Source organism: Segatella paludivivens DSM 17968 = JCM 13650 (assembly GCF_000373185.1).
Taxonomy (GTDB): Bacteria; Bacteroidota; Bacteroidia; order Bacteroidales; family Bacteroidaceae; genus Prevotella; species Prevotella paludivivens.
This window is the reverse complement of the sequence record NZ_KB890628.1, coordinates 86,500-112,235: the sequence shown is the minus strand read 5'-3', so window position 1 is coordinate 112,235 and position 25,736 is coordinate 86,500. Positions and strand designations below refer to the sequence as shown.

Annotated in this window: 23 protein-coding genes; 15 read left to right on the top strand and 8 right to left on the bottom strand. The window is 36.8% G+C overall.

Annotated features, from left to right (window positions below):
- Positions 1–1,261 precede the first annotated feature (1,261 nt).
- From ftsZ to B045_RS0102265, 6 genes are all read left to right on the top strand, one after another.
- Entirely contained in the window at positions 1,262–2,686 is a 1,425-nt protein-coding gene (gene ftsZ, locus B045_RS0102290) for a cell division protein FtsZ (RefSeq protein WP_018462653.1), read from the top strand.
- 224 nt (positions 2,687–2,910) lie between these two features.
- Positions 2,911–3,783: a coiled-coil domain-containing protein gene (locus B045_RS0102285; RefSeq protein ID WP_018462652.1), complete on the top strand. Its 873-nt coding sequence runs from the start codon at positions 2,911–2,913 to the stop codon at positions 3,781–3,783.
- Positions 3,784–5,283 carry a TolC family protein gene (locus B045_RS0102280; RefSeq protein ID WP_018462651.1) on the top strand — a complete coding sequence of 500 codons (1,500 nt, stop codon included), beginning with the start codon at positions 3,784–3,786 and terminating at the stop codon, positions 5,281–5,283.
- Between the two features lie 28 nt (positions 5,284–5,311).
- Positions 5,312–6,295, top strand: a complete 984-nt coding sequence (locus B045_RS0102275; RefSeq protein WP_018462650.1) for an HlyD family secretion protein — start codon at positions 5,312–5,314, stop codon at positions 6,293–6,295.
- On the top strand, positions 6,296–7,465 hold the full coding sequence (locus tag B045_RS0102270; RefSeq protein WP_018462649.1) for an ABC transporter permease: 1,170 nt from the start codon (positions 6,296–6,298) through the stop codon (positions 7,463–7,465).
- Entirely contained in the window at positions 7,465–8,739 is a 1,275-nt protein-coding gene (locus B045_RS0102265; protein ID WP_018462648.1) for an ABC transporter permease, read from the top strand. Before B045_RS0102270 ends, B045_RS0102265 begins: the two co-directional genes overlap by 1 nt.
- Positions 8,740–8,807: 68 nt before the next feature.
- Here the strand turns inward: B045_RS0102265 and B045_RS0102260 are convergent, their stop codons facing one another.
- The 7 genes from B045_RS0102260 to B045_RS0102230 all read right to left on the bottom strand — a co-directional run bounded on the left by B045_RS0102260 (position 8,808) and on the right by B045_RS0102230 (position 15,785).
- Entirely contained in the window at positions 8,808–9,911 is a 1,104-nt protein-coding gene (locus tag B045_RS0102260; RefSeq protein ID WP_018462647.1) for an Mrp/NBP35 family ATP-binding protein, read from the bottom strand.
- A 340-nt stretch (positions 9,912–10,251) separates the two neighbouring features.
- Positions 10,252–11,019, bottom strand: coding sequence for a tRNA (guanosine(46)-N7)-methyltransferase TrmB (gene trmB, locus B045_RS0102255; protein WP_018462646.1), 768 nt, complete (start codon positions 11,017–11,019; stop codon positions 10,252–10,254).
- Between the two features lie 86 nt (positions 11,020–11,105).
- On the bottom strand, positions 11,106–11,750 hold the full coding sequence (locus B045_RS0102250; protein ID WP_018462645.1) for a DUF975 family protein: 645 nt from the start codon (positions 11,748–11,750) through the stop codon (positions 11,106–11,108).
- A gap of 22 nt (positions 11,751–11,772) precedes the next feature.
- Positions 11,773–12,789, bottom strand: a complete 1,017-nt coding sequence (locus B045_RS0102245) for a branched-chain amino acid aminotransferase (protein WP_025883695.1) — start codon at positions 12,787–12,789, stop codon at positions 11,773–11,775.
- A 98-nt stretch (positions 12,790–12,887) separates the two neighbouring features.
- The gene (gene xseB, locus B045_RS0102240; RefSeq protein WP_018462643.1) at positions 12,888–13,088 is read right to left on the bottom strand and encodes an exodeoxyribonuclease VII small subunit; all 201 of its coding nucleotides are present in this window, start codon (positions 13,086–13,088) and stop codon (positions 12,888–12,890) included.
- A 4-nt stretch (positions 13,089–13,092) separates the two neighbouring features.
- Positions 13,093–14,385 carry an exodeoxyribonuclease VII large subunit gene (gene xseA / locus B045_RS0102235; protein ID WP_018462642.1) on the bottom strand — a complete coding sequence of 431 codons (1,293 nt, stop codon included), beginning with the start codon at positions 14,383–14,385 and terminating at the stop codon, positions 13,093–13,095.
- Positions 14,382–15,785 carry a S8 family peptidase gene (locus B045_RS0102230; protein ID WP_018462641.1) on the bottom strand — a complete coding sequence of 468 codons (1,404 nt, stop codon included), beginning with the start codon at positions 15,783–15,785 and terminating at the stop codon, positions 14,382–14,384. The genes xseA and B045_RS0102230 overlap by 4 nt, the downstream gene beginning before the upstream one ends.
- A gap of 131 nt (positions 15,786–15,916) precedes the next feature.
- Between B045_RS0102230 and B045_RS0102225 the strand changes: the two genes are divergently transcribed.
- Genes B045_RS0102225 through B045_RS0102185 form a run of 9 tightly spaced genes read left to right on the top strand, consistent with a single transcriptional unit; the run spans position 15,917 to position 23,443 of the window.
- Positions 15,917–17,302, top strand: coding sequence for an MATE family efflux transporter (locus B045_RS0102225; RefSeq protein WP_018462640.1), 1,386 nt, complete (start codon positions 15,917–15,919; stop codon positions 17,300–17,302).
- The gene (locus tag B045_RS0102220) at positions 17,277–17,900 is read left to right on the top strand and encodes a cytidylate kinase-like family protein (RefSeq protein ID WP_018462639.1); all 624 of its coding nucleotides are present in this window, start codon (positions 17,277–17,279) and stop codon (positions 17,898–17,900) included. The genes B045_RS0102225 and B045_RS0102220 overlap by 26 nt, the downstream gene beginning before the upstream one ends.
- Complete coding sequence (locus B045_RS0102215) at positions 17,897–18,406, top strand: metallophosphoesterase family protein (RefSeq protein WP_018462638.1); 510 nt, start codon at positions 17,897–17,899, stop codon at positions 18,404–18,406. The genes B045_RS0102220 and B045_RS0102215 overlap by 4 nt, the downstream gene beginning before the upstream one ends.
- 2 nt (positions 18,407–18,408) lie before the next feature.
- Positions 18,409–19,557: a dTDP-glucose 4,6-dehydratase gene (gene rfbB, locus B045_RS0102210; RefSeq protein WP_018462637.1), complete on the top strand. Its 1,149-nt coding sequence runs from the start codon at positions 18,409–18,411 to the stop codon at positions 19,555–19,557.
- A gap of 4 nt (positions 19,558–19,561) precedes the next feature.
- Positions 19,562–20,722, top strand: a complete 1,161-nt coding sequence (gene purT, locus B045_RS0102205; protein ID WP_025883690.1) for a formate-dependent phosphoribosylglycinamide formyltransferase — start codon at positions 19,562–19,564, stop codon at positions 20,720–20,722.
- 6 nt (positions 20,723–20,728) lie between these two features.
- The gene (locus tag B045_RS0102200; RefSeq protein ID WP_018462635.1) at positions 20,729–21,007 is read left to right on the top strand and encodes a hypothetical protein; all 279 of its coding nucleotides are present in this window, start codon (positions 20,729–20,731) and stop codon (positions 21,005–21,007) included.
- Positions 21,007–21,408, top strand: a complete 402-nt coding sequence (locus tag B045_RS0102195; RefSeq protein WP_018462634.1) for a sugar 3,4-ketoisomerase — start codon at positions 21,007–21,009, stop codon at positions 21,406–21,408. The genes B045_RS0102200 and B045_RS0102195 overlap by 1 nt, the downstream gene beginning before the upstream one ends.
- Positions 21,408–22,346 (top strand): hypothetical protein, encoded by a 939-nt coding sequence (locus B045_RS0102190; protein ID WP_018462633.1) that lies wholly within the window; start codon positions 21,408–21,410, stop codon positions 22,344–22,346. Before B045_RS0102195 ends, B045_RS0102190 begins: the two co-directional genes overlap by 1 nt.
- Positions 22,343–23,443 carry a DegT/DnrJ/EryC1/StrS family aminotransferase gene (locus B045_RS0102185; protein ID WP_018462632.1) on the top strand — a complete coding sequence of 367 codons (1,101 nt, stop codon included), beginning with the start codon at positions 22,343–22,345 and terminating at the stop codon, positions 23,441–23,443. The genes B045_RS0102190 and B045_RS0102185 overlap by 4 nt, the downstream gene beginning before the upstream one ends.
- A gap of 7 nt (positions 23,444–23,450) precedes the next feature.
- On the opposite strand, the gene B045_RS0102180 is transcribed toward B045_RS0102185, so the two are convergent.
- Positions 23,451–25,730: a TonB-dependent receptor gene (locus tag B045_RS0102180; protein ID WP_026234301.1), complete on the bottom strand. Its 2,280-nt coding sequence runs from the start codon at positions 25,728–25,730 to the stop codon at positions 23,451–23,453.
- Positions 25,731–25,736 lie beyond the last annotated feature (6 nt).

Genomic DNA, 25,736 nt, shown 5'->3' with positions numbered 1-25,736 from the left:
ATCCGATGACGGTTTGTTTCTTTTTACCCGAGTACCGAAATAAATCTCAGCACTCGCTTCTTGTACTACTTTTCTGTCTATGTAAATCTTTTCAAAGAACTCTTTCTTTTAACTTCTATTTCTAAAAGTTTAATCGCTATTCGTTTTGAGGCGAAAGCGATTGCAAAAGTATAGCAATTTTTCTAGACTCGCAAATGTTTTAATGAAAAAGTTTGTTTTTTACTCATTTTTTTCCATTTAGTTTACATTCAAAGCATTTTTATTGATATATTCCGTCTTAAAATTACTAATTTGAGCAATAAAAGCGACTTCGCTACAACAAACGTCTAGCCAAAGAGAGGCACTCTTGATAATCAAAACAGGCAGATAATAAAATCAAAAACATAGGTAATTCAGTTACAGTATCTTATTTACACATTATTATATATAAATATTTTGTGTACCTATAATTTATACATCAAAATAAATACTGAATACTTCTCTATTACACGCGCACGCGCGCACATAGTACTTTTAAGAAATACTAGCGTCGAAGTGTCAAGGCATTGATTATCAGCACGCTACTTTTCAAATTAACATTAATCAAGCGTCACGGCAGTGTAATTTGTAGCTATCTCATAACAGACGAATAAACATATCGTTTTATTTCATCGAAAAAACGTTTCTACGACGTAACGTTTGCATTTTTACGTGGAAACGTTTCTGTTGCTACGACACAAAGTTTCCGTTTCTATGATGTAAAGTTTGCGTTTCTATATAGAAACGGAAATGCTATTTGACGTTTGCCCGACACTATTGTATTACAAAAATAGCATATAACGTACTCATAGACAGCCGATAGACGTTTCGACGCTTGTTTATTTGCAAAACCTATGTACAATTTCTCCAATTATATGAGTATTAGCATGATTCTTGAAATCTTAATATAGTACTTGTATTTAAAATTGGTCGAACACCTTAAGATTATTTCAGGTCTACATACGTTCTAACCTTTTGTTTAAGAAGTTGTTATTTTTATAATAAAAGGACAGAGTATAAATATCCAGTTGGTTATATTATCTTAATTATTGAAATGACGATATTAACCATCAGACAAGTAAACAAAGGAAAAATATGATTAACTAAAAAAAAGTCCTTTTTATTTTGTATTGTGTTCGGCTTACAGTATCTTTGCATTAAATGGGCTCAAATCAGGATAATATTCAAACATGCTTGATATTTATGCCCACGTTTACATTAACTTTACACTTAGAAATGAGATATGGAGGATTTTGAAGAGAAAAACGATAAACAACCTTTAGTTGACTTTGGACCAATAGAAGACAAGTCGAAAGGAATCATAAAAGTTATTGGAGTTGGCGGAGGAGGATGCAACGCTGTCAACAATATGTATCGTGAAGGTATTGTAAATGTTACTTTCGCTGTACTTAATACTGATAGTCAATCTTTGCAAAAATCACCTGTCACAGTGAAACTTCCACTCGGCGACACAGGACTTGGTGCAGGAGCTAACCCAGAAATAGGCAAAGACGCAGCAGTGTCGAGTATAGAACAAATACATAAACTACTTGATGACGGCACAAAAATGGTATTCATAACAGCAGGAATGGGTGGAGGCACAGGAACTGGTGCTGCCCCAATTATAGCTAGTGAAGCAAAGAAAATGGGAATACTCACTATCGGTATCGTTACGATCCCGTTTTATTTTGAAAAAAGAAAAAAAATAATAAAGGCACTACACGGCGTTGAAGAAATGCGCAAAAATGTTGATGCCCTGCTAATTATAAATAATGAAAGAATATGCGACATATTCTCTAATGAAGAAGTTGCCGTGAAAGATGCTTTCAAACGAGCCGACCAGATACTTAGCGATGCCACAAAATCTATATCTGAACTCATAACCGTTCAAGGCGACATAAACCTAGACTTCTGCGATGTTGAATCAACTCTTCGAGGAGGTGGAGGTGCGATAATGGCTATGGGACAAGGAGAAGGTGAACACCGTGTAGAGAAATCTGTTGTTGACGCATTGGATTCACCACTTATATATGGAAACGAAATTGACAAAGCAAAACGAATATTGCTTAACATATATACTAGTAAGGACTATCCACTTCTAGTTAGCGAAATGAACGAAATAGACCAATTTATGGATGCACTAGATCCAAATATTGACGTTATATGGGGTGTTAGCAACGACAATACTCTTGGCAAAAATGCCAAAGTAACTATCCTCGCGACTGGCTTTGAAGACGAAGAAGAGGACGGACTTATTGATTCTACAGATGATAATTATTTTGAATCATTGATAGAAAAACTATACAAGCCTTACAAGAGAAAGATATTTGATTTTGGTTTTAAAAATGAAAATGAATTCACGCCAGCACCAACTGTTGAAGATGAACCAGAAGACGATCATGATGTACAAGAAAATTATGATGAAAACGAACTAACTGAAGATAAAGTTGAAGAAGAAGAACCAGAAGAAAATAATTCTATAACATTCAAAATTTCTGCTGAAGATAATACAACAAGCAAAATTGCCGATGAACCTAGAAAAAAAGTGTTGGATAATAATATGAATGTCTCTGAGGAACCGAATTTCAATCATCACAAAGCTTCTTTGCTTGACAAAGCTAAGTTTCTCATGGGCAAAATAACAGAACTGACACAAGATCCGGAATAAACAAAGTTTAACCAACTTAATAATACTGTATAAAACAAACACCGGATAATCTGATTATATTGCTATAACACATAACTGTGAAAATAATTTTAATATTGTTCATTTTTTCCGTAAAAATGCTAAAAATTAAGTTTATAGGTGTTTGATGTTTAAAAAGTCTTTGCCATTTAAGATAAAAACGGTAAATTTGCGTTGTTTTAAATATAAGGAAAATAAATATAATTATGAATAAGAAAATTTTAATTCCCCTTATTATTGTAGGTGTTCTACTCATCAGCGGTGTTATTTACCTGTCTGTGAATCTAAAATCACAAAAACAAGAGAACAAAGCTATGCAGGAATTGGCAGAGCTTGACAAGAAAGAGATGGAAAACGAGTATCAACAATTCGCTAATCAGTATAGCGAAATGAAAACTCAGATAAACAATGATTCTATCGTTGCACAACTTACAACGGAGCAAGAACGTACACAAAGACTGCTTCAAGAACTAAGGAATGTAAAAAGTACCGACGCAGTAGAGATTACACGCCTCAAAAAAGAATTGGGAACTGTAAGGAAAGTATTGCGTAGCTACGTATTGGAAATAGATTCACTAAATCGTTTGAACAAAAACTTATCAGACGAGAACTATCACATAAAAGGACAATACCAAGAAGCAACTAAACAAATTGCCGGACTTAATACAGAAAGAGCCTCTTTGTCTGAGAAAGTAGCAATGGCATCACAGTTGGATGCTATTGGTATTAATATGTCTGCAAGAAACAAGAACGGAAAAAACACCAATAAACTGAAGAAGGCAACAGCATTCCAACTTAGTTTCAGCATAGCAAAGAATGTGACAGCAGCCAATGGAAATAAGACTATTTATGTAAGAATAACATCGCCTACAGGAACTCTGCTAGGTGGTTCAGGTTCTTTTAAATATGAAAACAGAAGCTTGGAAAGTTCCATGCAGAAAACTATAGAATACGGTGGTCAGGAAACTCCAGTAGCAATGTATTGGAATGTATCACAAGCTTTAGTAGAAGGAACATATAACGTGAGCATCTTTGCTGACGGTAATATGATTGGTTCAAGAAGCTTTACATTTAAATAAATGAAGAAGATAATATCATTATTCATATTTTTTGGCGCATTTATGTCTGCCGAGGCTCAAAGAACATTGAGCCTTGACAGTTGTCGTGCATTAGCATTGCACAACAACAAACAGATAAATATTTCTAAGCTAAAACAGGATATGGCAATGAATATAAGAAAAGCTGCTAAAACAAAGTATCTGCCAAAGGTTGATGCTGCTGGTGGCTATCAATATTTTAGCGAATCCATATCTCTGCTTAACAATGACGAAAAGAACCAGCTTAATAATTTAGGCACAAATGCAGCCACACTAGCAGGCGGTAGTTTGTCGAGCATGGTTACAGGACTAGTACAACAAGGTGTTATTCCAGCAAGTGTTGCGCAGCAGATAAGCGGTGCGATGGGACAGTTAGGAGCTCCAATGGCTACAGCCGGCAACCAGATAGGTAATTCAATAGTAAAATCATTAGAGACAGACACTCATAATATTTGGGGAGGAGCAATAATGGTACGCCAACCAATTTATATGGGTGGTGCCATAACTGCAATCAATAATATAGCGAAGATTAACGAAAGTCTTGCTGAAAATGATGCAGACTATAAAACTCAGTCTACATTATATGATATTGACCAAGCCTATTGGCTAGTGATTTCACTAAAACAAAAACAGTTGCTTGCAAACAGTTACCTCAATTTGGTGAAAAAGCTGAATAGTGATGTTCAAAAGATGATAAAGGAAGGTGTTGCTACACGCGCTGATGGATTGAGGGTTAACGTGAAAGTAAACGAAGCAGAAATGCAAGTTACACAAGTTGAAGATGGACTCACATTATCAAAGATGATGCTTTGCCAACTTTGTGGCATACCAATGAGTTATAATATAACTCTTGCCGACGAAAGCAGTGACAGTCTGAACATAGACATGTCACAACAAACAGACAACGTAGCTGACAAAGATGCAGCTAGCAGCAACCGTCCAGAGTTGCGCATGTTGCAAAATAGTATAGAAATAAGCCAACAAGCAACAAAACTTGTAAGAGCTGAATATTTACCACATATTCTACTAACAGGTGGATATCTTGTTAGTAATCCGAACATATACAATAGTTTTGAAAGAAAGTTCGCAGGGACATGGAATGTTGGCGTAATTTTACAAGTCCCAGTATGGAATTGGTTTGAAAGTTCATATAAAATAAGAGCCGCAAAAGTAGCTACATGCATGGCTCAAATGGAATTATGCGATACTAAAGAAAAAATAGACTTACAGATAACACAGAGCCAATTTAAAGTAAAGGAAGCACACAAAAAACTTACCATGGCACGCAAAAACATAAAAAGTGCCGAGGAAAACCTACGTTGTGCAAACCTTGGATTCAAAGAAGGTATAATGGAAACTACAGACGTAATGACAGCACAGACTGCATGGCAACAGGCTCAAAGTCAGAAAATAGACGCTGAAGTTGAAGTGAAATTATCCCTTGTAAACCTCCAAAAGGCTCTTGGAGTATTAAGATATTAAAATTGTTGAAAATAGAAATATAATAATCATGTCAGCAAAATCACAGCATAACAACATTCTACTTGCAGTATTGGGATTTACTCTTGTAGTCGTGGTTGTAGGATTAATCGGTTTCTTTACTCTTGGGAAGCAAGATGAAACCATTCAGGGAGAAGTTGAAGTTTCTGAATACAGAGTTTCATGCAAACTTCCTGGGCGAATTGTGGAATTAAGAGTAAAAGAGGGAGACTATGTACATGTAGGCGACACACTTGCTATACTTGAAATTCCAGAAATTGATGCCCAAAAGAAGGTTGCACAGGCCACAGGAAATGCAGCTAAAGCATTGCAAGACCTTACTGATGCAGGCGCACGCAAGGAACAGATACAAGGAGCCTACGAAATGGTACAGCAGGCAAAAGCTGCAGAGGACATTGCAAAGAAATCATATACCCGTATGCAACATCTATATGATGAGGGAGTTATGAGTGGTCAGAAACGTGACGAGGCTTTTGCTGCCTATAAAGCAACAGAAGCTCAGGTTAAGGCTGCCCAAAGTCAATATGATCTGTCTCGCAATGGCGCACGTGAACAAGAAAAACGTATCGTAGCAAATAATGCCAAAGCTGCACAGAGTACTGTAGACGTAGTAAGTTCACTATTGAAAGAAACTGTACAAATTGCACAGGTTGAAGGTGAAGTTAGCGATGTATATCCAAAAGTTGGAGAACTTGTAGGTATGGGTTCTCCTATCATGAGTATTTCTATTATGAGCGATAAATGGGGAACCTTCAACATACGCGAGGACCAATTGAAAGGCATGAAGATAGGTGATACATTTACAGCATTCGTACCTGCCTTTAACAAGGACATCAGAATGAAAGTATATTATATTAAGGATCAAGGCAGCTATGCCGTTTGGAAGGCTACCAAGACAACTGGTCAATACGACCTGAAGACTTTCGAAGTTAAGGCACGCCCAATTGATAAATTAGACGGACTACGCCCAGGAATGAGTTTGATAAAAAAATAAATGCGCGTTTTAAAGCAAATATATAGTATCGCTATTCGCGAATGCGGAATACTCATGAAGAATCCTATATATGGATTTTGCATGGTTATCTTCCCGTTATTTGTTGTTTTCTTTTTTACGTCACTCATGAACAAAGGTCTACCTACAGATATGCCAGTAGGAGTTGTTGACCTTGATAACACAGCCACTACACGTTCAATGATAAGACACTTAGATGCCTTTCAGACAACTAAAGTAGTTGCCAAATATGATAATGTAAATGAGGCAAGGCAAGCAATACAGGAAAACAAAATATATGCTTTTCTATATATACCAAGAGGAACTACTGATGGACTGATGACATCAAGTCGACCTAAGATATCTTTCTATTATAGCAATGTGACATTGGTTGCGGGATCTATGTTATTTCGTGATTTGAAGACTATATCATCGCTAGGTTCAGCGTCTGTTGGCAAAACAAAACTGAGCGCATTGGGAAAGACCGATGATGAAATTAAGACGTATCTGCAACCTATAGCAATAGATTTGCACATGATTGGGAATCCTTGGTCAAATTACAATGTTTATCTTAGTACTGTAATGGTTCCAGGAATATTAATGCTGTTTATATTTCTGCTTACACCTTATTCTATAGGTACAGAACTAAAATTCAAACATTCAAAGGAATGGTTTGCAATGGCGGGTAACAATCCATGGATAGCTATTACCGGCAAGCTACTCCCACAATTCATGATATTTCTTACAATATTCTATCTTTTTGAAATTTATATTTATTACATATTAGGATTTCCACACCCAGGCGGTGTATTTACAATGCTACTACTTGGTTTTCTTGCAGTTGTATCAGCACAAGGATTCGGAGTTTTTGCATTTGGGCTTATGCCATCACTAAGAATGTCAATGAGTATCTGCTCACTATGGGCTGTGGTAAGTTTTTCTACAAGTGGAGCAACATATCCGGCTTTTTCAATGAATCCTATCATACAGGAACTGACAAATCTGTTTCCGCTGCGCCACTATTACATGATATATCAAATCAATATTTTTAACGGTTACCCACTGATGGACGCATGGTTCAGTATATCAGCCCTTATACTATTCGCATTACTGCCGATATTCGTGATGGGAAACATTAAGAGGGCTATGCTACTTTATGTATATATACCATAATGGAGAAGAACGAAGGATTATTAAATAAGATACTAAATGGTCTCAGAGATATGTGTTATATCTGGGCTAAAGAAATGCGCTCTACCGTTACTGATGAAGGTGTGCTCATTTTCTTTATACTTGTACCACTAGGATACCCTCTACTCTACTCATGGATATACAATAATGAAGTAGTAAGAGAGGTACCTGTAGCCATAGTAGACCAATCACACAGCCAGACAAGTCGTGAATTTACACGCGAAGTAGACGCTAGTCCTGACACAAAGGTTGCATATTACTGTAACAGTATAGATGAGGCAAAAGATCTAATAGGTAAGCAGAAAGTACATGGAATATTGTATTTCCCTAAAGATTTTTCTACGAAACTGTTTCGTTCAGAACAAGCTCATCTGAGTTTATATTGCGACATGAGTCTCATGCTTACATATAAAGCTATCTATCAAACGATACAGGCTGTTGCGGGCAAAATCAACAGTAATATTCAAATAGCTCAATCCAAAGACTACACCAATAGAGACGATGAAATAACCACAAAGCCACTTGACTTTGCTGAAGTTCCTATATTTAATTCTACTGGAGGATATGGAAATGCTATAATACCGGGAGTACTCATACTTATTCTACAACAAACATTAATGTTGGGAATTGGTCTTGGTGCAGGAACAGCACGCGAAAGTAACAGATATAAAGATCTTGTACCTATAAGCCGACACTATATCGGAATATTCAGAATAGTACTTGGTAAATCTATGTGCTATTTTATGATTTATAGTGTAATGGCGGCATATATAACAATGTGCGTTCCACGATTTTTCAATTATACAATGCTTGCATCTGGAATAGATCTATTAGGGCTTATGGTCCCATTCATATCATCTGTTATATTTTTTGGAATGGCATTGTCATGTCTTGTAAGATATAGAGAGAACGTAATGCTACTGGTCATATTCACATCAGTACCACTATTATTCATATCAGGTATTTCATGGCCACTAGCTGATATGCCGGGGGTATGGCAAGCAATAGCCTATATTTTCCCATCAACATTCGGAATTAGAGGATTCCTAAGAATAAGCAGTATGGGTGGAACTTTATCCGATATACAGCCAGAAGTAACTGCTTTGTGGATACAAACAGTAGTATACTTATTCCTTACATGCGCTGTATATAGATTCCAGATTAATAATACGCGAAAACATGCTTATGATAAGATTGAGAATCTAAAGAAAAAAGCGATTGAAGCAAAGAATAAAAACAAAAAGACAGAAGAATAAACATATTATAAAAATAGGTGGAGAATTTATTAATTCTCCACCTATTTATTTATTTAATAAATAACGAATCAGTCTTTCATCTTTACTATTTCAGTAGGAGCCTGTTCCTTGTTTCTACGATTGACAACTGTAATAACAGATTGTGCCAAACTCAAGAAAGCCTGACCTGTAATTGTATCAACTTTAGTTGCTGCAGGTTCACCGGCATCACCACTCTCACAAATACTCTGAACAATAGGAATCTGAGCCAACAAAGCTACACCTAATTCATTAGCTAAGTTCTTCGCTCCGTCTTTTCCAAAGATATAATACTTATTGTCTGGCAACTCAGCAGGAGTGAAATAAGCCATATTCTCAACAAGTCCAAGGATTGGAACATTAACCTTATCATTGCGATACATATCAATACCTTTACGTGCATCAGCAAGAGCCACTTTCTGAGGAGTACTAACGATAACAGCACCAGTAATAGAAAGAGTTTGTAGCAATGTAAGATGTATATCACTTGTACCAGGAGGTGTGTCAAGTATGAAATAATCTAAATCGCCCCAATCAGCATCGGCAATAAGTTGCTTAAGAGCAGATGTTGCCATACCTCCACGCCATAAAGTCGCAGTATCAGGATTTACGAAAAAGCCAATACTTAATAGTTTTACACCATATTTTTCTATTGGCTCTATTAGTTGTCTACCATCCTTATTTACACCAGAAGGGCGAGCATCCTCAACTCCGAACATTTTTGGCATTGAAGGACCGAATATATCAGTATCAAGAAGTCCAACCTTATATCCTAAGCGAGCTAATGCTATGGCAAGATTAGCAGAGACTGTACTCTTACCTACTCCACCTTTACCAGAACTTACAGCAATAACATTCTTTACCTGCGGCAGAAGTTTACCAACCTCAGGACGTGGAGCTGATTTAAATTCCGTTTCGATAGTAACTTCAACATTCTTATCCACATGATAATGAATAGCAGCCTCAGCAGCCTTTAAAGTTGATTTGAGAAATGGGTCTGTGTCACGAGGGAAAATTAGTGTGACGGTAACCTTCATTCCATCAATATGCACATTATCCATAGCAACCATATCACTCTCCACAAGGTTTTTCTTCGTACCTGGATAGACAACAGTCGCTAAGGCATCTGTAATTAATTTTGGGTATAATGTCATAATCTAATAATTTATTAATAATGCAAAAGTAATTATATTTTTTGATTAAACACAATGAGAGCCAAAAAAAATAGTGCATTGTCTCACGACTATGCACTATTAAGTTAACTCAACTTTAAAATTTTGTATACTGACACCCTCACGAGCATAAGCACACACGACTAATTAAAATTATCTCATCAATAAATGATGAGCATATATCTAAATGGAAATAAATCCATAACATCATATTAATTAAATATGTATAAATGTACTGAATATACTATTAAAAAATACAGTTGCTATACATATTTGCAAATGTACGTTTAAATTTTTAAATCAACAAACTTTTTGCATTTTTTCACTTACCTGTTTCTGAGCCACTTCTCTTTGGCCTATGATAGCTTCTATAATCATCCAAAGGTATCTCTACATCAGGCTCAACAAGTTTGTTCTCATGAGGTAAATTAAACTTCATATACTTAATATTCAGACCTCTTTCTATCCACATGCTTTCATAATAAGTCTGTATAGAAAGTATCTTACTGGTTTCTGAATCCTGCTCATCATGATACAAATCCTCAGTACATAATAGCACAGGTAGCTTATTTGCATCAACCATATACTTTGTATAAGTAAACAAGAAATTAGAGTCTGTTTTTAAATGAATAATACCTTTATCAACAAGGAAATGGCGATATCTGGCCATGAAGAAAGTACTAGTGAGTCGCTTATGTGCGTTTTTCATCTGAGGATCACTAAAAGTGAGCCATATTTCCTGTACTTCGTCTTTTTCGAAAAACCGTTCTATAATTTCGATGTTAGTTCTTAAGAATGCTACGTTTGTCAATCCTTCGTTTATAGCTTGAGTTGCTCCAGTCCACATTCGTGAACCTTTTATGTCAACTCCAATGAAATTGGTTTCAGGGTAGAGTTTAGCCAGTTCCACTGTATATTCACCTTTTCCACATCCAAGTTCTAATACGATAGGGTTGTCATTATGAAAATATAGTTCTCTCCAATGTCCTTTCATTTCGAATGGAACTTGTTCTATCACCGAAAAAGGATATTGGAAAACATTTGAATAGCTTTCCATATCGGCGAATTTCTGTAATTTTCCTTTGCTCATAAATGTATATTCATAAAATTAAAAAGGTCGTACCCGTGTAGTTTTGCGTACTTCGGATACGATCTTATTATGTAGTTGTATTTGTTCTATTCGGCAATGTTCTGCTGCTCTTCAGTTTTCAGATCTTCATAGAAGTGGGCATGAGCTGTTAAATTGTATGGTGTAAGGAATAATAATCCTATTCCACATGTTATTATACTAAGGATAAACCAGCCTATCATGCTCAAATCGAGTAAGAATAAATCCATTTTATGACCTTTCATCATTGCCATACTCTTTTCAATAGCTGAATTGTATTTCAAATCAGGGTCATCCAATAAGATATAATTGGTCATACTGTATGAGTACATCTTTATAAATCCAGGGATGATAAGTAATAGCGTCCAAAGCAGTGTATATATTCCTACGAGTAGGTTGGTTAGCATTATTCGAAAATAGTCCTTGAATCCTTCAAACATTTTGTCAAGGTCTATTTTTTGATCTCCTTTGCGTATGTTTTCTAAAAACACTATTTCAAATCCCCAGAAGATAGGTAATAATACAATCTGTATGATATTGCCAAGTGTATCTGATATTGTCGAATATGATAGTATTATGGCTGCACTATGAGAAAATGTTATTGGTATTCCCCCAAATATTATAAAATATATAAGGGCAGCAATTGCAGAGTTTCCCCATTTACCTGTTAGTGATTCTATCGCTCTGTCTTTGTAACCAGAAATTTTGTCCATAGTATTTTTGTTATTTAGTTAATTAATCAATTACTATTGAGACCCAACCATGTTTGTCTTCTTCATCACCATATTGGATAGCACGAAGAGTATCATAGAGTTTCTTTGATATCTTGCCAGGCTCTGCACCAAAGTCATAGCGCTTACCAGTATCAAGATCATCAATATAGCTAATTGGACTTATTACAGCAGCTGTACCACAAGCTCCAGCCTCTTCAAATGTTTCAAGTTCATCCTCTGGAATCTGACGACGCTCAACCTTCATTCCTAAGTCTTCTGCAAGTTGCATAAGACTCTTATTTGTGATACTAGGAAGAATAGAAGTACTCTTTGGAGTAACATAAGTATTATTCTTAATACCGAAGAAATTTGCTGCGCCACATTCATCCATATACTTCTTTTCCTTGGCATCAAGATAGAACTCACAAGCATATCCCTTTTCATGGGCAAGTGCATTTGCCTTAAGACTAGCTGCGTAGTTACCACCAACTTTATATATACCTGTACCAAGAGGAGCAGAGCGATCATAGTCACGAATGATAACATAAGGATTAGTTGAGAAGCCACCCTTGAAATAAGGTCCAACAGGAGTTACAAATATTGTGAACAAATATTCTGTTGAAGGATGTACACCAACTTGTGCACTAGTACCAATAAGTAATGGGCGAACATAAAGAGTAGCACCACTCTCATAAGTAGGAATAAATTCCTGATTAAGTCTTACGACCTTTTTCACCATTTCCTCAAATAATTCTGTAGGAACTTCTGGCATAAGAATGCCACGGCAAGTACTCTGTAAACGAGCTGCATTTTCATCCATACGGAAGACTCTCACTTTACCATCTTTTCCACGATAAGCTTTCAAGCCTTCAAAAGCTTCCTGACCATAATGCAGGCAGGTTGAAGCCATATGCAATTTAATATACTCATCGGAGCAAACCTCTATCTCGCCCCATTTTCCGTTGCGATAATAGCAGCGAACATTGTAGTCTGTTGGCATGTAGCCAAAAGACAAATTAGACCAATCCAGATCCTTCATAACATCTATATTTTAAATGTTCAACGTAATAACTTAGCGCAAAAGTACGAATAAAAATGAATATTTGCAACTATTAAGCACAATATTTATGAATAGCTTCATTTCTTATCCTTCTCAAGTATCTTATTGATTTCATCATCTGTTTTAGTAAGTTTGTCCTTACAAAGCTTAATGAGTTTCTGAGCCTTCTTTAAATTTTCGCTCATCGAATCAATATCGAGTTCATCGTTTTCCAATTTGTCGACGATACTCTCAAGCTGTCTCACAGCCTCTTCATATTTAAATTCTTCTTTAGCCATATATTTATTTTATTATAGATTTTACAGTTCCTTTGTCAAGTCGTGTTTCTACTTCATCACCACTTTTTAAAGCAGAAGCATTCTTTATTACTTTTCCTTTAAATGTAGTGATACTATATCCTCTTTTAAGCAACAAAACAGGATCAAGAGCTTCCAGTTTCTGTTGAATAAGTTGCAGTCTATAACTTTCTTTTGTCAACCGCTTTTGCGCAACAGGTGCTAGACTTTTTGAAAGGATGCTAATATCATAAGTACACATTGAAACCTTCTGAGTAATGGTATTTACAATTTCCACAAACAATTTATCAAGCATGGAAATCTGCTGATTCTTAAATATAGAAAACAACATCGGAATCTTTTCAGCAAGTCTTTTCAATCGTATATTTTCAACCTCCATTCTATGTACTATACTTGATATAATCTCCTCTTGGGCATCCATCACACGATTATAGACATTAGAAAGATGTTCTATCAACAAGGCAGCTGCAGCGGTAGGAGTCTTTACTCTCGTATTTGAAACCATATCAAGAACAGACTCATCACGTTCATGTCCTATTCCTGTAATTATTGGCAATGGGAAATTTGCTACATTCTCTGCAAGTGCCAACGTATCAAAACCACTCATGTCGCTGGTAGCTCCACCACCACGTATAATTACAACAACATCAAAGTCATCCAAAGATTTATAGATATCATCAAGAGCTGAAATAACACTCTTTTCTATACCTTCACCTTGCATGATAGCTGGAAACAAACGAGGATAGAACTTCAAACCATAATCATTATTCTCCAATTGATTGCAGAAATCACCATATCCGGCAGCATTAGCACTTGAAATAACAGCTATACGTTGTGCAAACATTGGAATCTGCAAATCTTTTTGCAAGTCAAAGACACCGTCTGTTTTCAATTTATTTATAATCTCTAATCTCTTACGAGCCATGTCACCCATTGTAAATTCAGGGTTGACATCAGTAACGATCCAAGAAAAGCCGTAAGCCTCGTGGAAATCAGGATAAACTTTCAACATCACCTTCAAACCTGCATGAAGATATTGCCCTGCTATACGTTCAAACTTATCACGAACACCTATCCATTTACTTTTCCAGCATTTTGCCTGAGCCTTAGCTACAGGGGTGTTACTAAACAAATCTTTTTGAATAAGTTCCATATAGCAATGTCCTCTGACCTCTCTCAGTTCAGACAATTCTGCCTCTACCCAATATTCATCAGTCAAAGAAACAGCAATCGTTTCCCTCACCAAATTGTTTAGTTCGTATAATGACAGTGCTTTCATCGTTTTCCGCTGCTATAAGCTTTTTGAAAATCAGGAACACCATATCCATAAACATTGTCAGGGTGAATATTATTACCGCTATGAATGACTATATTTATAATTTCTTTTGCCGTTTTATCTGATAAAGCCTGCCATAGACAAGCAACCATACCAGATATTAACGGTGCAGAGAAAGATGTCCCCATATCATCAACTATTGTTCCACGTCCAGAAATAACAACAGCCGGACTTCCATAAGCCATTACATCAGGTTTTATTCTTCCATCAGCAGTAGGTCCAACTGCACTGAAAGCAGCATTATCACCAGTTGGAGTTATAGATCCAACAGTAATTATATTTTTTGCATCAGCAGGAAAGTTTAATTTCTTCCATGTCCCCATACCATCATTTCCTGCACTATTAACTAATACAATTCCTTTATCAGCAAGCATAGATGCAGTATGTGAAATAAATGTCGTCAAACCATCCATTTCGTAATATTTATGATTAGTTGAAGAATCGTCAAAATCGTGGTAACCCAAAGATGAATTTATAATATCTACACCAGCAGAATCGGCATATTCCACAGCCTCAGCCCAATAATCCTCTTCTGCCAAGCTCTCTGTCCGTGTGTCCTCACATCTAAGAAGCATATAACTAGCATCAGGAGCAGTACCGATAAAAGTTCCCGGCATATCTGTTGCCATAAGAGACAAGACCATTGTTCCATGATCAGACTCTGCAAATATATTTTTTGATTTAGGTACTACGAAATCGTCAACACCAGCTATCTTAATTTGATGCAAGGCTGGTATTCTATCTACATTCATAAATCCAGCATCAAGTACGGCTATAACCTTTCCTTTTCCACGATATCCCATAGAATGAAGTCTATCACCAGACAAAGAAGTTATCTGATTTACAGCTACTCCATATTTACTATCAGGTATTGTGTCCCAACGATTAAATTCCTTTTTAAAACTGGAGCGTATAGAACTAGATATTGAATCAGGAGAAGAAAATACTTGTACTAGATTTCTTACAAAAGGCAATTTTAATAATTTATATGCATTGTTTTGATGATTACATTTTATCAAAACAGAATTGTTCCATTTACTTTTACCAACAATCTGAATTTTTTCACACTTTGCTATAGCAGACAAATAAGCAGGAGATATTGGCAAATCCGTAGAATCAATCGCCAGATGTTGCTTTTTACGCCTATCAACAGCACGTTGGGATAGAAAATCCAAAGGCTTATCAAGCCTATATGACGTATTTTTCTTGTCTGTAAGTTTAAGCCTGAAAATATAACATTTCCCTCCGGGATATGAAACCATTTCAGCTTCATTTGCTCCCAAAGAACCCCAAACAACAGATGGCAAAGCCATTAGAATTATAAGGAAAATATATTTGTTCATCAATATTTCATTTAGGTTTCAAGACACAAAAGTAATATATTAAATTGAGAACAGAAAATCATTTCAACAAAAATAGTTATTTACCTTTATTTTATAAATAAAAAATAAAATAATTTTTGTACTTTTGCATCATGGATAATAAACAGGCAACATTAGAGTTAGGAACCAAACCAGTAGGTAAACTACTTATCCAGTATGCTCTTCCAGCTATAGTAGCCATGACCGCAGCTTCACTCTACAATATTGTAGACAGCATTTTTATCGGCCAGGGAGTAGGTCCATTTGCCATCTCCGGTCTGGCAATAACCTTCCCATTCATGAATCTCTCAAGCGCATTTGGAGCAGCTGTTGGTGTCGGAGCATCAACTTTCATCTCTGTCAAACTAGGTCAGAAAGATTACAAGACCGCAGAAAATATTCTAGGAAATACAGTTGTTCTAAACTTAATAATAGGAATAACGTTCTCAATCGTATGTCTTACTTTTCTTGATCCTATACTTCGGTTTTTCGGAGCTAGCAATACTACAATTCCGTATGCACGAGATTTTATGAGTGTCATTCTTTTGGGAAACGTATTCTCACATATGTATTTCGGAATGAATGCAGTACTTCGTGCGGGAAGCAAACCGAAACAAGCCATGTTAGCAACCATTTTCACAGTGGTAATGAATATCATATTAGATTATTTCTTTATTATGGTATTCCATTGGGGAATAAAGGGTGCTGCTTATGCAACTGTTATTTCACAGGTTATAGCACTTGTATGGCAGTTATGGGTGTTCAGCAACAAAAAGGAATTACTCCATTTCAAGCGTGGAATATACGGATTAAAAAAAGATATTGTTAAGAATATCATAGGAGTTGGTATATCTCCTTTTGCAATGAATGTATGCGCATGTGTTGTCGTAATATTCATTAACCAGCAACTTGTACACTATGGAAACGATCTTGACGTAGGAGCATACGGAATATCAAATAAGATTGGGTTTGTTTTCGTTATGTTTGTAATGGGTGTAAACCAAGGAATGCAACCTATTGCGGGGTATAACTACGGAGCGCAGCAACTTGACAGAATGATGCAAGTAGTGAAACTTGCTATTATAGTAGCAACAATAATTATGACTACTGGTTGGCTGATTGCTATGTTCATGCCTTACTATTGTTCACGGCTGTTCACTAAAGATGCAACACTCATAGGACTTGGAATAAGGGCGATAAGAATAAACCTTCTGGCTTTCCCTGTTATCGGATGTCAGATGGTGATAACAAACTTTTTTCAAAGCATAGGTAAAGTGAAGATCAGTATCTTTCTTTCACTTTCAAGACAATTACTATTACTTCTACCATTGCTAGCCATATTACCGTTAATCTACGGTGTCAACGGAGTTTGGTATGCAATGCCTACATCAGACGTATGTGCTTCTATAATAGCGGCATTTATGATGATGGCATATATGAAAAAATTTAAGAACCAACATAAAAATATGATACATGGAAGACAAGAAAATCATAATTAATATCGGTAGACAGATCGGCAGCGGAGGAAGACTTATTGCTAAGAAACTTTCCGAAGAGTTGAACTGTAGTTTCTACGACCGTGAGCTTCTGAACCTTGCTGCACTTGAAAGTGGATTCAGCGAGACGTTTTTTGAGCAGGCTGACGAGCACAAGGGATTTTTCAAATCTCTTCTTAATATACATGTACCACTGATTGGTGAAAGTAATTTCTACAAGAATGATCTATCTCAGGAAAGTCTTTACAAATTTCAAAGCGACGCCATATTAAAAGCTGCAGAAAAAGGCAACTGTATATTTGTAGGAAGAACTGCTGATTATATTCTGCGTGATTTCAAGAACACAATCAATATATTCGTGACTGCAAATATTGATCAACGAATACAGCGAGTATCTAAGCGCTATGATATGAACCGCGCTGAAGCAAGAAAATATATAACGGACAAGGAAGAGGCACGTGCTTCATACTATAACTATTATACCGGCAAGCAATGGGGACACAGTGAAAGCTATGATTTATGCATCAACAGCAGCCTACTTGGTATAGAAGATACTGAGGTATTTATTGCCGAATTAATAAGAAAACGGTTTCAACTATGAAGAAAATAGGAATAATCAGCGATACTCACGCCTTTTGGGATGATAAATATGAAACCTATCTAGGAGAATGCGACGAGATTTGGCACGCAGGAGATATTGGCTCTATTGAGGTTACTGATAAATTTGAGAACATGAAACCTATATTCAGAGCTGTCTATGGTAATTGTGACGGGTATGACATACGTGCAAGATACCCCGAAATACTAAGATTTAAATGCGAGGATGTAGACGTAATGATGAAACACATTGGCGGTTATCCTGGAAAATATGACATTTCTGTAAGGAATATGATATTCGCATCACCACCCAACCTATTTATTTCTGGACATTCACACATTCTGAAAGTAATGCCCGACAAATCATTAAATCTTCTGCATATAAACCCAGGTGCAGCCGGACACATGGGATGGCAGAAAGAAAGAACAATAATAAGACTCACAATCGAAGGCAATAAATTCACTGATTGCGAAGTTATTACATTAGGAACAAATAAATCACAACTATAAAAATGAAAACTTATCTTGTTACAGGAGCCGCAGGCTTTATCGGAGCAAACTTCATTAAGTATTTGCTAAACAGAAAATACAAAAACGAAGATATAAAGGTCATCGTCCTTGATGCATTGACATATGCAGGAAATCTGGGAACGATAAAAGATGATATCGACAACAAACGTTGCGTATTCGTTAAGGGAGACATCCGTGACCGTGAATTAGCTGACAAACTATTTGCGGAAAATGAGATAGACTATTTAGTAAACTTCGCAGCTGAAAGTCATGTTGACCGCAGCATTGAAGATCCTCAGCTTTTTCTCAGTGTAAATATTCTCGGTACACAGAATCTGCTTGATGCGGCCCGCCGTGCATGGGTTACAGGAAAAGATGAAAACGGCTATCCTACATGGAAAGCTGGCAAGCGCTATCATCAGGTTTCTACAGACGAGGTGTATGGAAGTCTCGGGGCTGAAGGCTTTTTCACTGAGACTACTCCACTATGTCCACACAGTCCCTACAGTGCAAGCAAGACAAGCGCAGACATGTTTGTAATGGCATATCGTGATACTTACCACATGCCAATAACAATTACACGTTGCTCTAACAACTATGGTCCTTATCATTTCCCTGAAAAACTTATTCCATTAATCATCAACAATATTCTTGAAGGCAAGCAATTACCTGTCTACGGCGAAGGACTTAATGTTCGTGACTGGTTATACGTTGAAGACCATTGCAAGGCTATTGACATGGTTGTACGTGAAGGTCTTGAAGGTGAAGTTTATAATGTAGGTGGTCACAATGAAATGACAAACATTGATATCGTAAAGCTAACAATAAAGACGATACACGATATGATGGCTGACAACAAGCAGCTGCGAAACGTACTAAAGAAGCAGCAGAGAGATGCTAACGGTGATATTGATATAAGTTGGATAAACAATGATCTCATCACACACGTTGCCGACCGTCTTGGTCACGACAAACGTTATGCCATAGACCCAACAAAGATTAAGAATGAACTTGGTTGGTATCCAGAAACTAAATTTGCTGATGGTATCATTAAAACTATAAAATGGAATCTTGAAAACCAGCAATGGATACATGAGGTTACCAGTGGTGACTATCAGAAGTACTATGAAACTATGTATGGAAATAAATAAGGCTATGAAAAGAATTATGTTATTGGGCTCAGGAGAACTGGGCAAGGAGTTTGTTATTGCTGCTAAAAGAGCAGGAGTTTATGTTATTGCATGCGACCGTTATGACAACGCACCGGCAATGCAAGTTGCAGATGAAAGAGAAATCTTCAGTATGCTTGACGGAGATGCACTTGAAGCTGCAGTTCGCAAACACCACCCAGACATCATCGTACCTGAAATAGAAGCCATTCGTACTGAGAGACTTTTTGATTTTGAAAAAGAAGGCATTCAGGTTGTACCTTCTGCACGTGCCGTAAACTATACAATGAACCGCCGCGCCATTCGTGACCTTGCATCTAAAGAACTTGGACTTCGCACAGCAAAGTATTTCTATGCAAAGACATTTGACGAATTCAAGAAAGCTGCTGACGAAATCGGTTTCCCATGTGTCGTAAAACCTCTTATGAGCTCAAGCGGTCATGGTCAAAGCTACGTACACAACGACGATGAACTAAAAGCTGCATTCACTGAAGCAATGGAAGGTAGCCGTGGAGACGTTAAAGAGGTTATTATCGAGGAATTTATAGACTTTGATTCTGAGTTCACTCTTCTTACAGTAACACAGAAAAATGCTCCTACAATATTTTGCCCTCCAATAGGACACATTCAGAAAAGCGGTGACTATCGTGAAAGTTGGCAGCCTTACCATATATCTGATGAAGCATTGAAGAAAGCTGAACACATGGCTAACGAAGTAACAAAAGCGCTTACAGGCTATGGTTTATGGGGTGTTGAATTCTTCATGACTAAGAAAGGCGAAGTAATATTCTCCGAGTTAAGTCCACGACCACACGATACTGGCATGGTCACGCTCGGACATACAACAAATCTGAGCGAATTTGAACTTCATCTTCGTGCCATAATGGGTTGGCCTATTCCTGCCATACATCTTGAACACTACGGATGCAGTGCCGTTGTTCTTGCTAAAGAAGACGCAGACCATGCTCCAGAATACAATCTTGTTGAAGCATTGAAGGAAGACCGCACACGCGTTCGTATTTTCGGCAAACCAGAGCAGCATGTAAATCGTCGTATGGGTGTAGTATTATGCTATGGTGAAGTTGGCGATGACATAAACGCACTAAGAGACAAGGCAAAGAGAGTTGCTACCACTATCATTAAATAAAATTACATGATAAATAACAACGACAATATTGATACTATTACCAAGTTTCTGGACGATGTTCGGAAACTTGGTAATCAACTTTCAATAACTAGAGATGAACAGAAAGTTGTCTTAGCAGAAATGCTGTCACTAAAGAAAGACGGCAAAATAAATACTGAAGAATATCTTCAATTAGACACACGCAGCAAAGACCTACAAGCGATATTGGATAAATATAGTCCTATATTCAACGAAAGAATGAAATGGATTAAAGATATAAATGCCAAACACGCTAAAAAGAAATAATGAGCTGTAAACTTGGGACGATAATTGAACTGCCTAAGATTTCAGATCCACGTGGAAGCCTTACTGTAGCAGAAAGATTCAAGAGTATTCCTTTTGAATTCAAAAGGGTATATTGGACTTATGATGTACCGTCTGGAGGCTGCCGCGGTGGACACGCTCATAAACATTGTCGTGAATTCATTGTTGCCGTAAGCGGTTCATTTACTGTTACACTTAACAATGGTCATGAAAAGCAGCGCTACCTGTTAAATCATCCTTACCAGGGACTCCTTGTCGACAAAGGTATATGGCGTACGCTCGAAGATTTTTCTTCTGGTTCAGTATGTCTGGTACTAGCAGAAGACGATTATGATGAAGCTGATTATATCTACGATTACAATGAATTCATACAACAAACGTAATGTTTGAGATAAGGAAATATACAGCGGACAAAAAAGAAGAATGGAATAAATTCGTAAACAAAGCTAAGAATTCCACATTCCTTTTTGACAGAAACTATATGGATTACCATTCCGATAGATTTAATGACAACTCATTAATGTTCTATAAGAAAGGCAGACTGTATGCTCTACTTCCTGCACACAAGATAGCAAATATTCTTTATTCACACTTCGGACTTACCTACGGAGGACTGATAATGGGCATCCACGTCACAATAAGTGATACATGCATACTATTCACCGAACTTAATGAATATTTAAGGACTGTAAGTTTTAAGAAAGTAATCTATCGTCCTATCCCATGGATTTATTGTAAACATGCGTCTGAAGAAGACCTTTATGCCATATTTTGGAAATGCCATGCCCGATTGTTAACAAGAAACATCGGAACAACAATCTTCATGAACGAACACATGAAATGGCGTAAAGACCACATAAGAAGATTGAAAAAAGCAATCCTTAATGGCGTTGAAGTTGTGGCTGACGCTAGTTTTGATGACTTTTGGAAAATACTTAATGATAACTTAAAGCAGCGTTTCAACGCAAAACCTGTTCATACCCTTGAAGAGATGAAACTGCTTAAATCAAGATTTAAAAAGAACATAATTCAATACAACGCCTATAAGGACGGCAATATAATCGGTGGTATCACATTTTATATTATGAGGAATGTCATACATGGACAATATAGCTCTACCAACTCAATAGGAAAAGATTTAGGTGCTATGGAAGCTATCTATGATAGAGTTATGTATCATGATTATCCTGATTATGAATATCTTGATTTTGGAAGTTCTACTGAAGATAATTGTAGCATAATTAATGAGGGACTTATCTCCCACAAAGAGGGATACGGAGGCAGAGGTGTTGTATATGATACTTATGAATGGGAACTATGAAAATTGATTATTTGTCACTCAAAAAAGTAACAAGCATGCACAGTGATGAAATCCACACTGCGGTAAGCAATGTAATAGATAGCGGTTGGTATCTAAATGGAGAGGCTACAACTGCTTTTGAAAGACAATATGCAAATTATATAGGAACAAAGCACTGCATTGGTTGCGGAAATGGCTTGGACGCTCTTACCATTATATTCAGATCATATAAGGAACTTGGTATACTTAAAGACGGTGACGAAGTTATTGTTCCTGCAAATACTTATATTGCTTCTATACTTTCAATAACAGAAAACAATCTCACACCTGTACTTGTTGAACCAAATATCAACACTCTACAGATTGACGATACAAAAATAGAGAATGCCATTACAAAGAACACCCGTGCTATACTCATTGTTCATCTTTATGGAATCTGTGCATATACTGAAGAAATAGGTAGGATATGCAAGAAGCATAATCTACTGTTGATAGAAGACAATGCACAAGCTCATGGATGTAACTATTCTAAAAACATTAAAACAGGCAGTATCGGAAATGCAGCCGCACATAGTTTTTATCCAGGAAAAAATCTTGGTGCATTTGGCGATGCGGGAGCTATCACAACAGACGATGAAAGACTTAATGATACAGCAAGAGCTATAGGCAACTACGGTAGTTCACGTAAATACGTATTTCCATATAAAGGAATGAACAGTAGAATTGATGAGATTCAGGCTGCTATATTAAGTGTAAAACTGAAATATCTTGATCAAGATAATGCTAGAAGAATTGCTATTGCGAAATACTATAATGAAAGTATTATAAATAGGAATATCAAAACTGTGAACACTTCTAATTCTGTGTATCACATATATCCTATAATATGTTCCAATCGTGATTTAATAAGGCTACGACTTAAAGATAAGGGTATTGAAACTATGATTCACTACCCTATTCCTCCACATAAACAAAAATGTTACAGGGAATGGAATAATTTCTCATTCCCCATAACAGAATATATTGCAGACAATGAATTGAGTTTGCCTTGCAATCAAGTCCTTACCGACAGTGAAGTTGAATACATAGTATCAACACTAAACAGCTGTCAGCAATAATCCTCGTCTAAAGATTTATAGGCGCTACAACCTTTATTCCGAAATTACGTCCCATATTAAATACGCCCTCTCGTCCAGTAACGGGATTTAATCCAGCATATTTCAATCTGCTCAGATTATTCTGGTATGCTCTGTTTGTAAGATTGTCACCAGTCAGATATACAGAAAGTATTTTCTTTCCTCTGCATTTTATATCTGTTCCCATTGACGCATTCAAGAGTGTATATGAAGGTGTGGCTGTTTCTGTATTGTCAAGTGCATAGAAATGATTTTGACGAAGATCGCATTCCATACCAATCTTTACATAAGTATTGTTAAAGGTCTCGCCATCACGAATTATATCATATTTCAATTCTGATGTCCAACGTGGTGCTGGAGTCATTGGCAAATATTTTGCCTCCGCAGTTTGATTCAGCTGTACGGCATCAACATACGAAAAGGCATTTTGGAAATGAAGTCTTTCTATAGGATGAATATCAACGCTGGCTTCACCTCCTAATAGACGTGCATTACCCTGCACAAATTGATATACTGGAACATTATCAACTACTTTTCCTGCTATTTTATGTGCAAAGATATAGTTGTCTATATAGTTGGCAAACAAAGACAATTGTGCTGAAACATATGTAGATGTATAATCCCATCCAGCATCTAACTGCCAACTGTATTCAGGTTTCAGTTCTGTGTTACCTACTTCATATCTGAAAGTACCCTCATGTTCACCGTTTGAAGCTAACTCACTAAGATTTGGCACACGGAAACCTCTTGCAAGATTCAACCTGACATTCATTTTTTCATTAATAGCATATGTTGCGCCTAAACTACCTGTAACTCCATTAAATGTACGTGAGATACTACCAAATCTGTCTTCTAAAGCAAAACTGCGAACGTGTCTGGTATCAAATCTCAATCCTCCGCTAATATTCAAGTCTCCTGTTTTATAACTAGATGTTGCGAATGCACCAAAATCAAAAAGAGCATATGAAGGAATAAGAAACTCATCACCTTTATTTAATGAACGCTGGTACATACCGTTAACTCCAGTGGCAAAACTCAAACCCTCAGCTGGCTGAATAGCATAATGAACATCATAGTTTATTGTATGTAGCATAAAGTCTAGCCCAGGTTTATTTGGATTTTCCTCATCCTCAAACTCCTGTCTACGGTTTTGCTGATACGCAAAAAGTGCCTTTATATTTCCATTACCAACATAAAATGAATTATCTAGCACTGCCTTATAATGATGTATCTGCTGATATGGCAATCCATGACTATAATCTTTATTACCTACAGCGCCGGGATCTTCTATCATACTTGGAGTCAAATGATAGTAACTTAATTTAAGATGACTGTATCCCCAACTTTTGTTTACTCCCAATAAACCAGACATCGCACGTTCTCTGAACTGCGAATTATCTACATATCCGTCATATTTATTTTTGTATGCATGTGCCATCTTATCAGAATAGCGCACTCCCCACACATATCCGTTGTTGTTTCCTGCCATGTGAAGAGAATAGTCAAACAGTCCATTATTTGTCTGATATTCCGATGAAACATCACCGGCTACAGTATTCTTTGCCAATGTTGGTGCATCGTGGAATATAACAACGCCAGCCATAGCGTCAGATCCATACATCAATGAAGCTGGACCTTTAAGAATCTCAATGTTATTCACTGTTTGGGGATCTATTTCAATACCATGTTCATCTCCCCATTGCTGTCCTTCCTGTCTCACCCCATCATTAACAGTAACAATGCGGTTATATCCCAATCCACGTATCACAGGCTTTGAGATACCGCTACCTGTAGTAATCTGCGATATACCTGGCTGATGCGCTATTGCATCAATGATATTTGTTGAAGATACAGACTTTATGTCGGCAGCAGTAAGAACAGATACAGGCGTAGGCGAATCCTTCATCAGTGAATTTCCTGCCAATCCCGTAACAACAACTTCATTTATCATCGCATTTGATTCTTTCATTACGAAATCAGAAGTCATATTTTTTTGCAATGCCACTTTTTTTATTATGGTCTGGTGACCAAGATAACTAACCTGTAAAGTTATGGTCTTCAAAGGAAGATCTGTTATCGCGTAATTACCGTTCTCATCAGTTGTCGTTCCTACTGATAACTCAGGTATATATATTGTTACACCAACAAGTGGGCTTTTATCTGAAGCATCAGTCACATGTCCTGACAATGACGCCTTTGGAGCCATAGGCTCGGCTGTAGCACACATATAAACACATATGAGCAACAGCATGATATATAATCTTTTCATTCTATT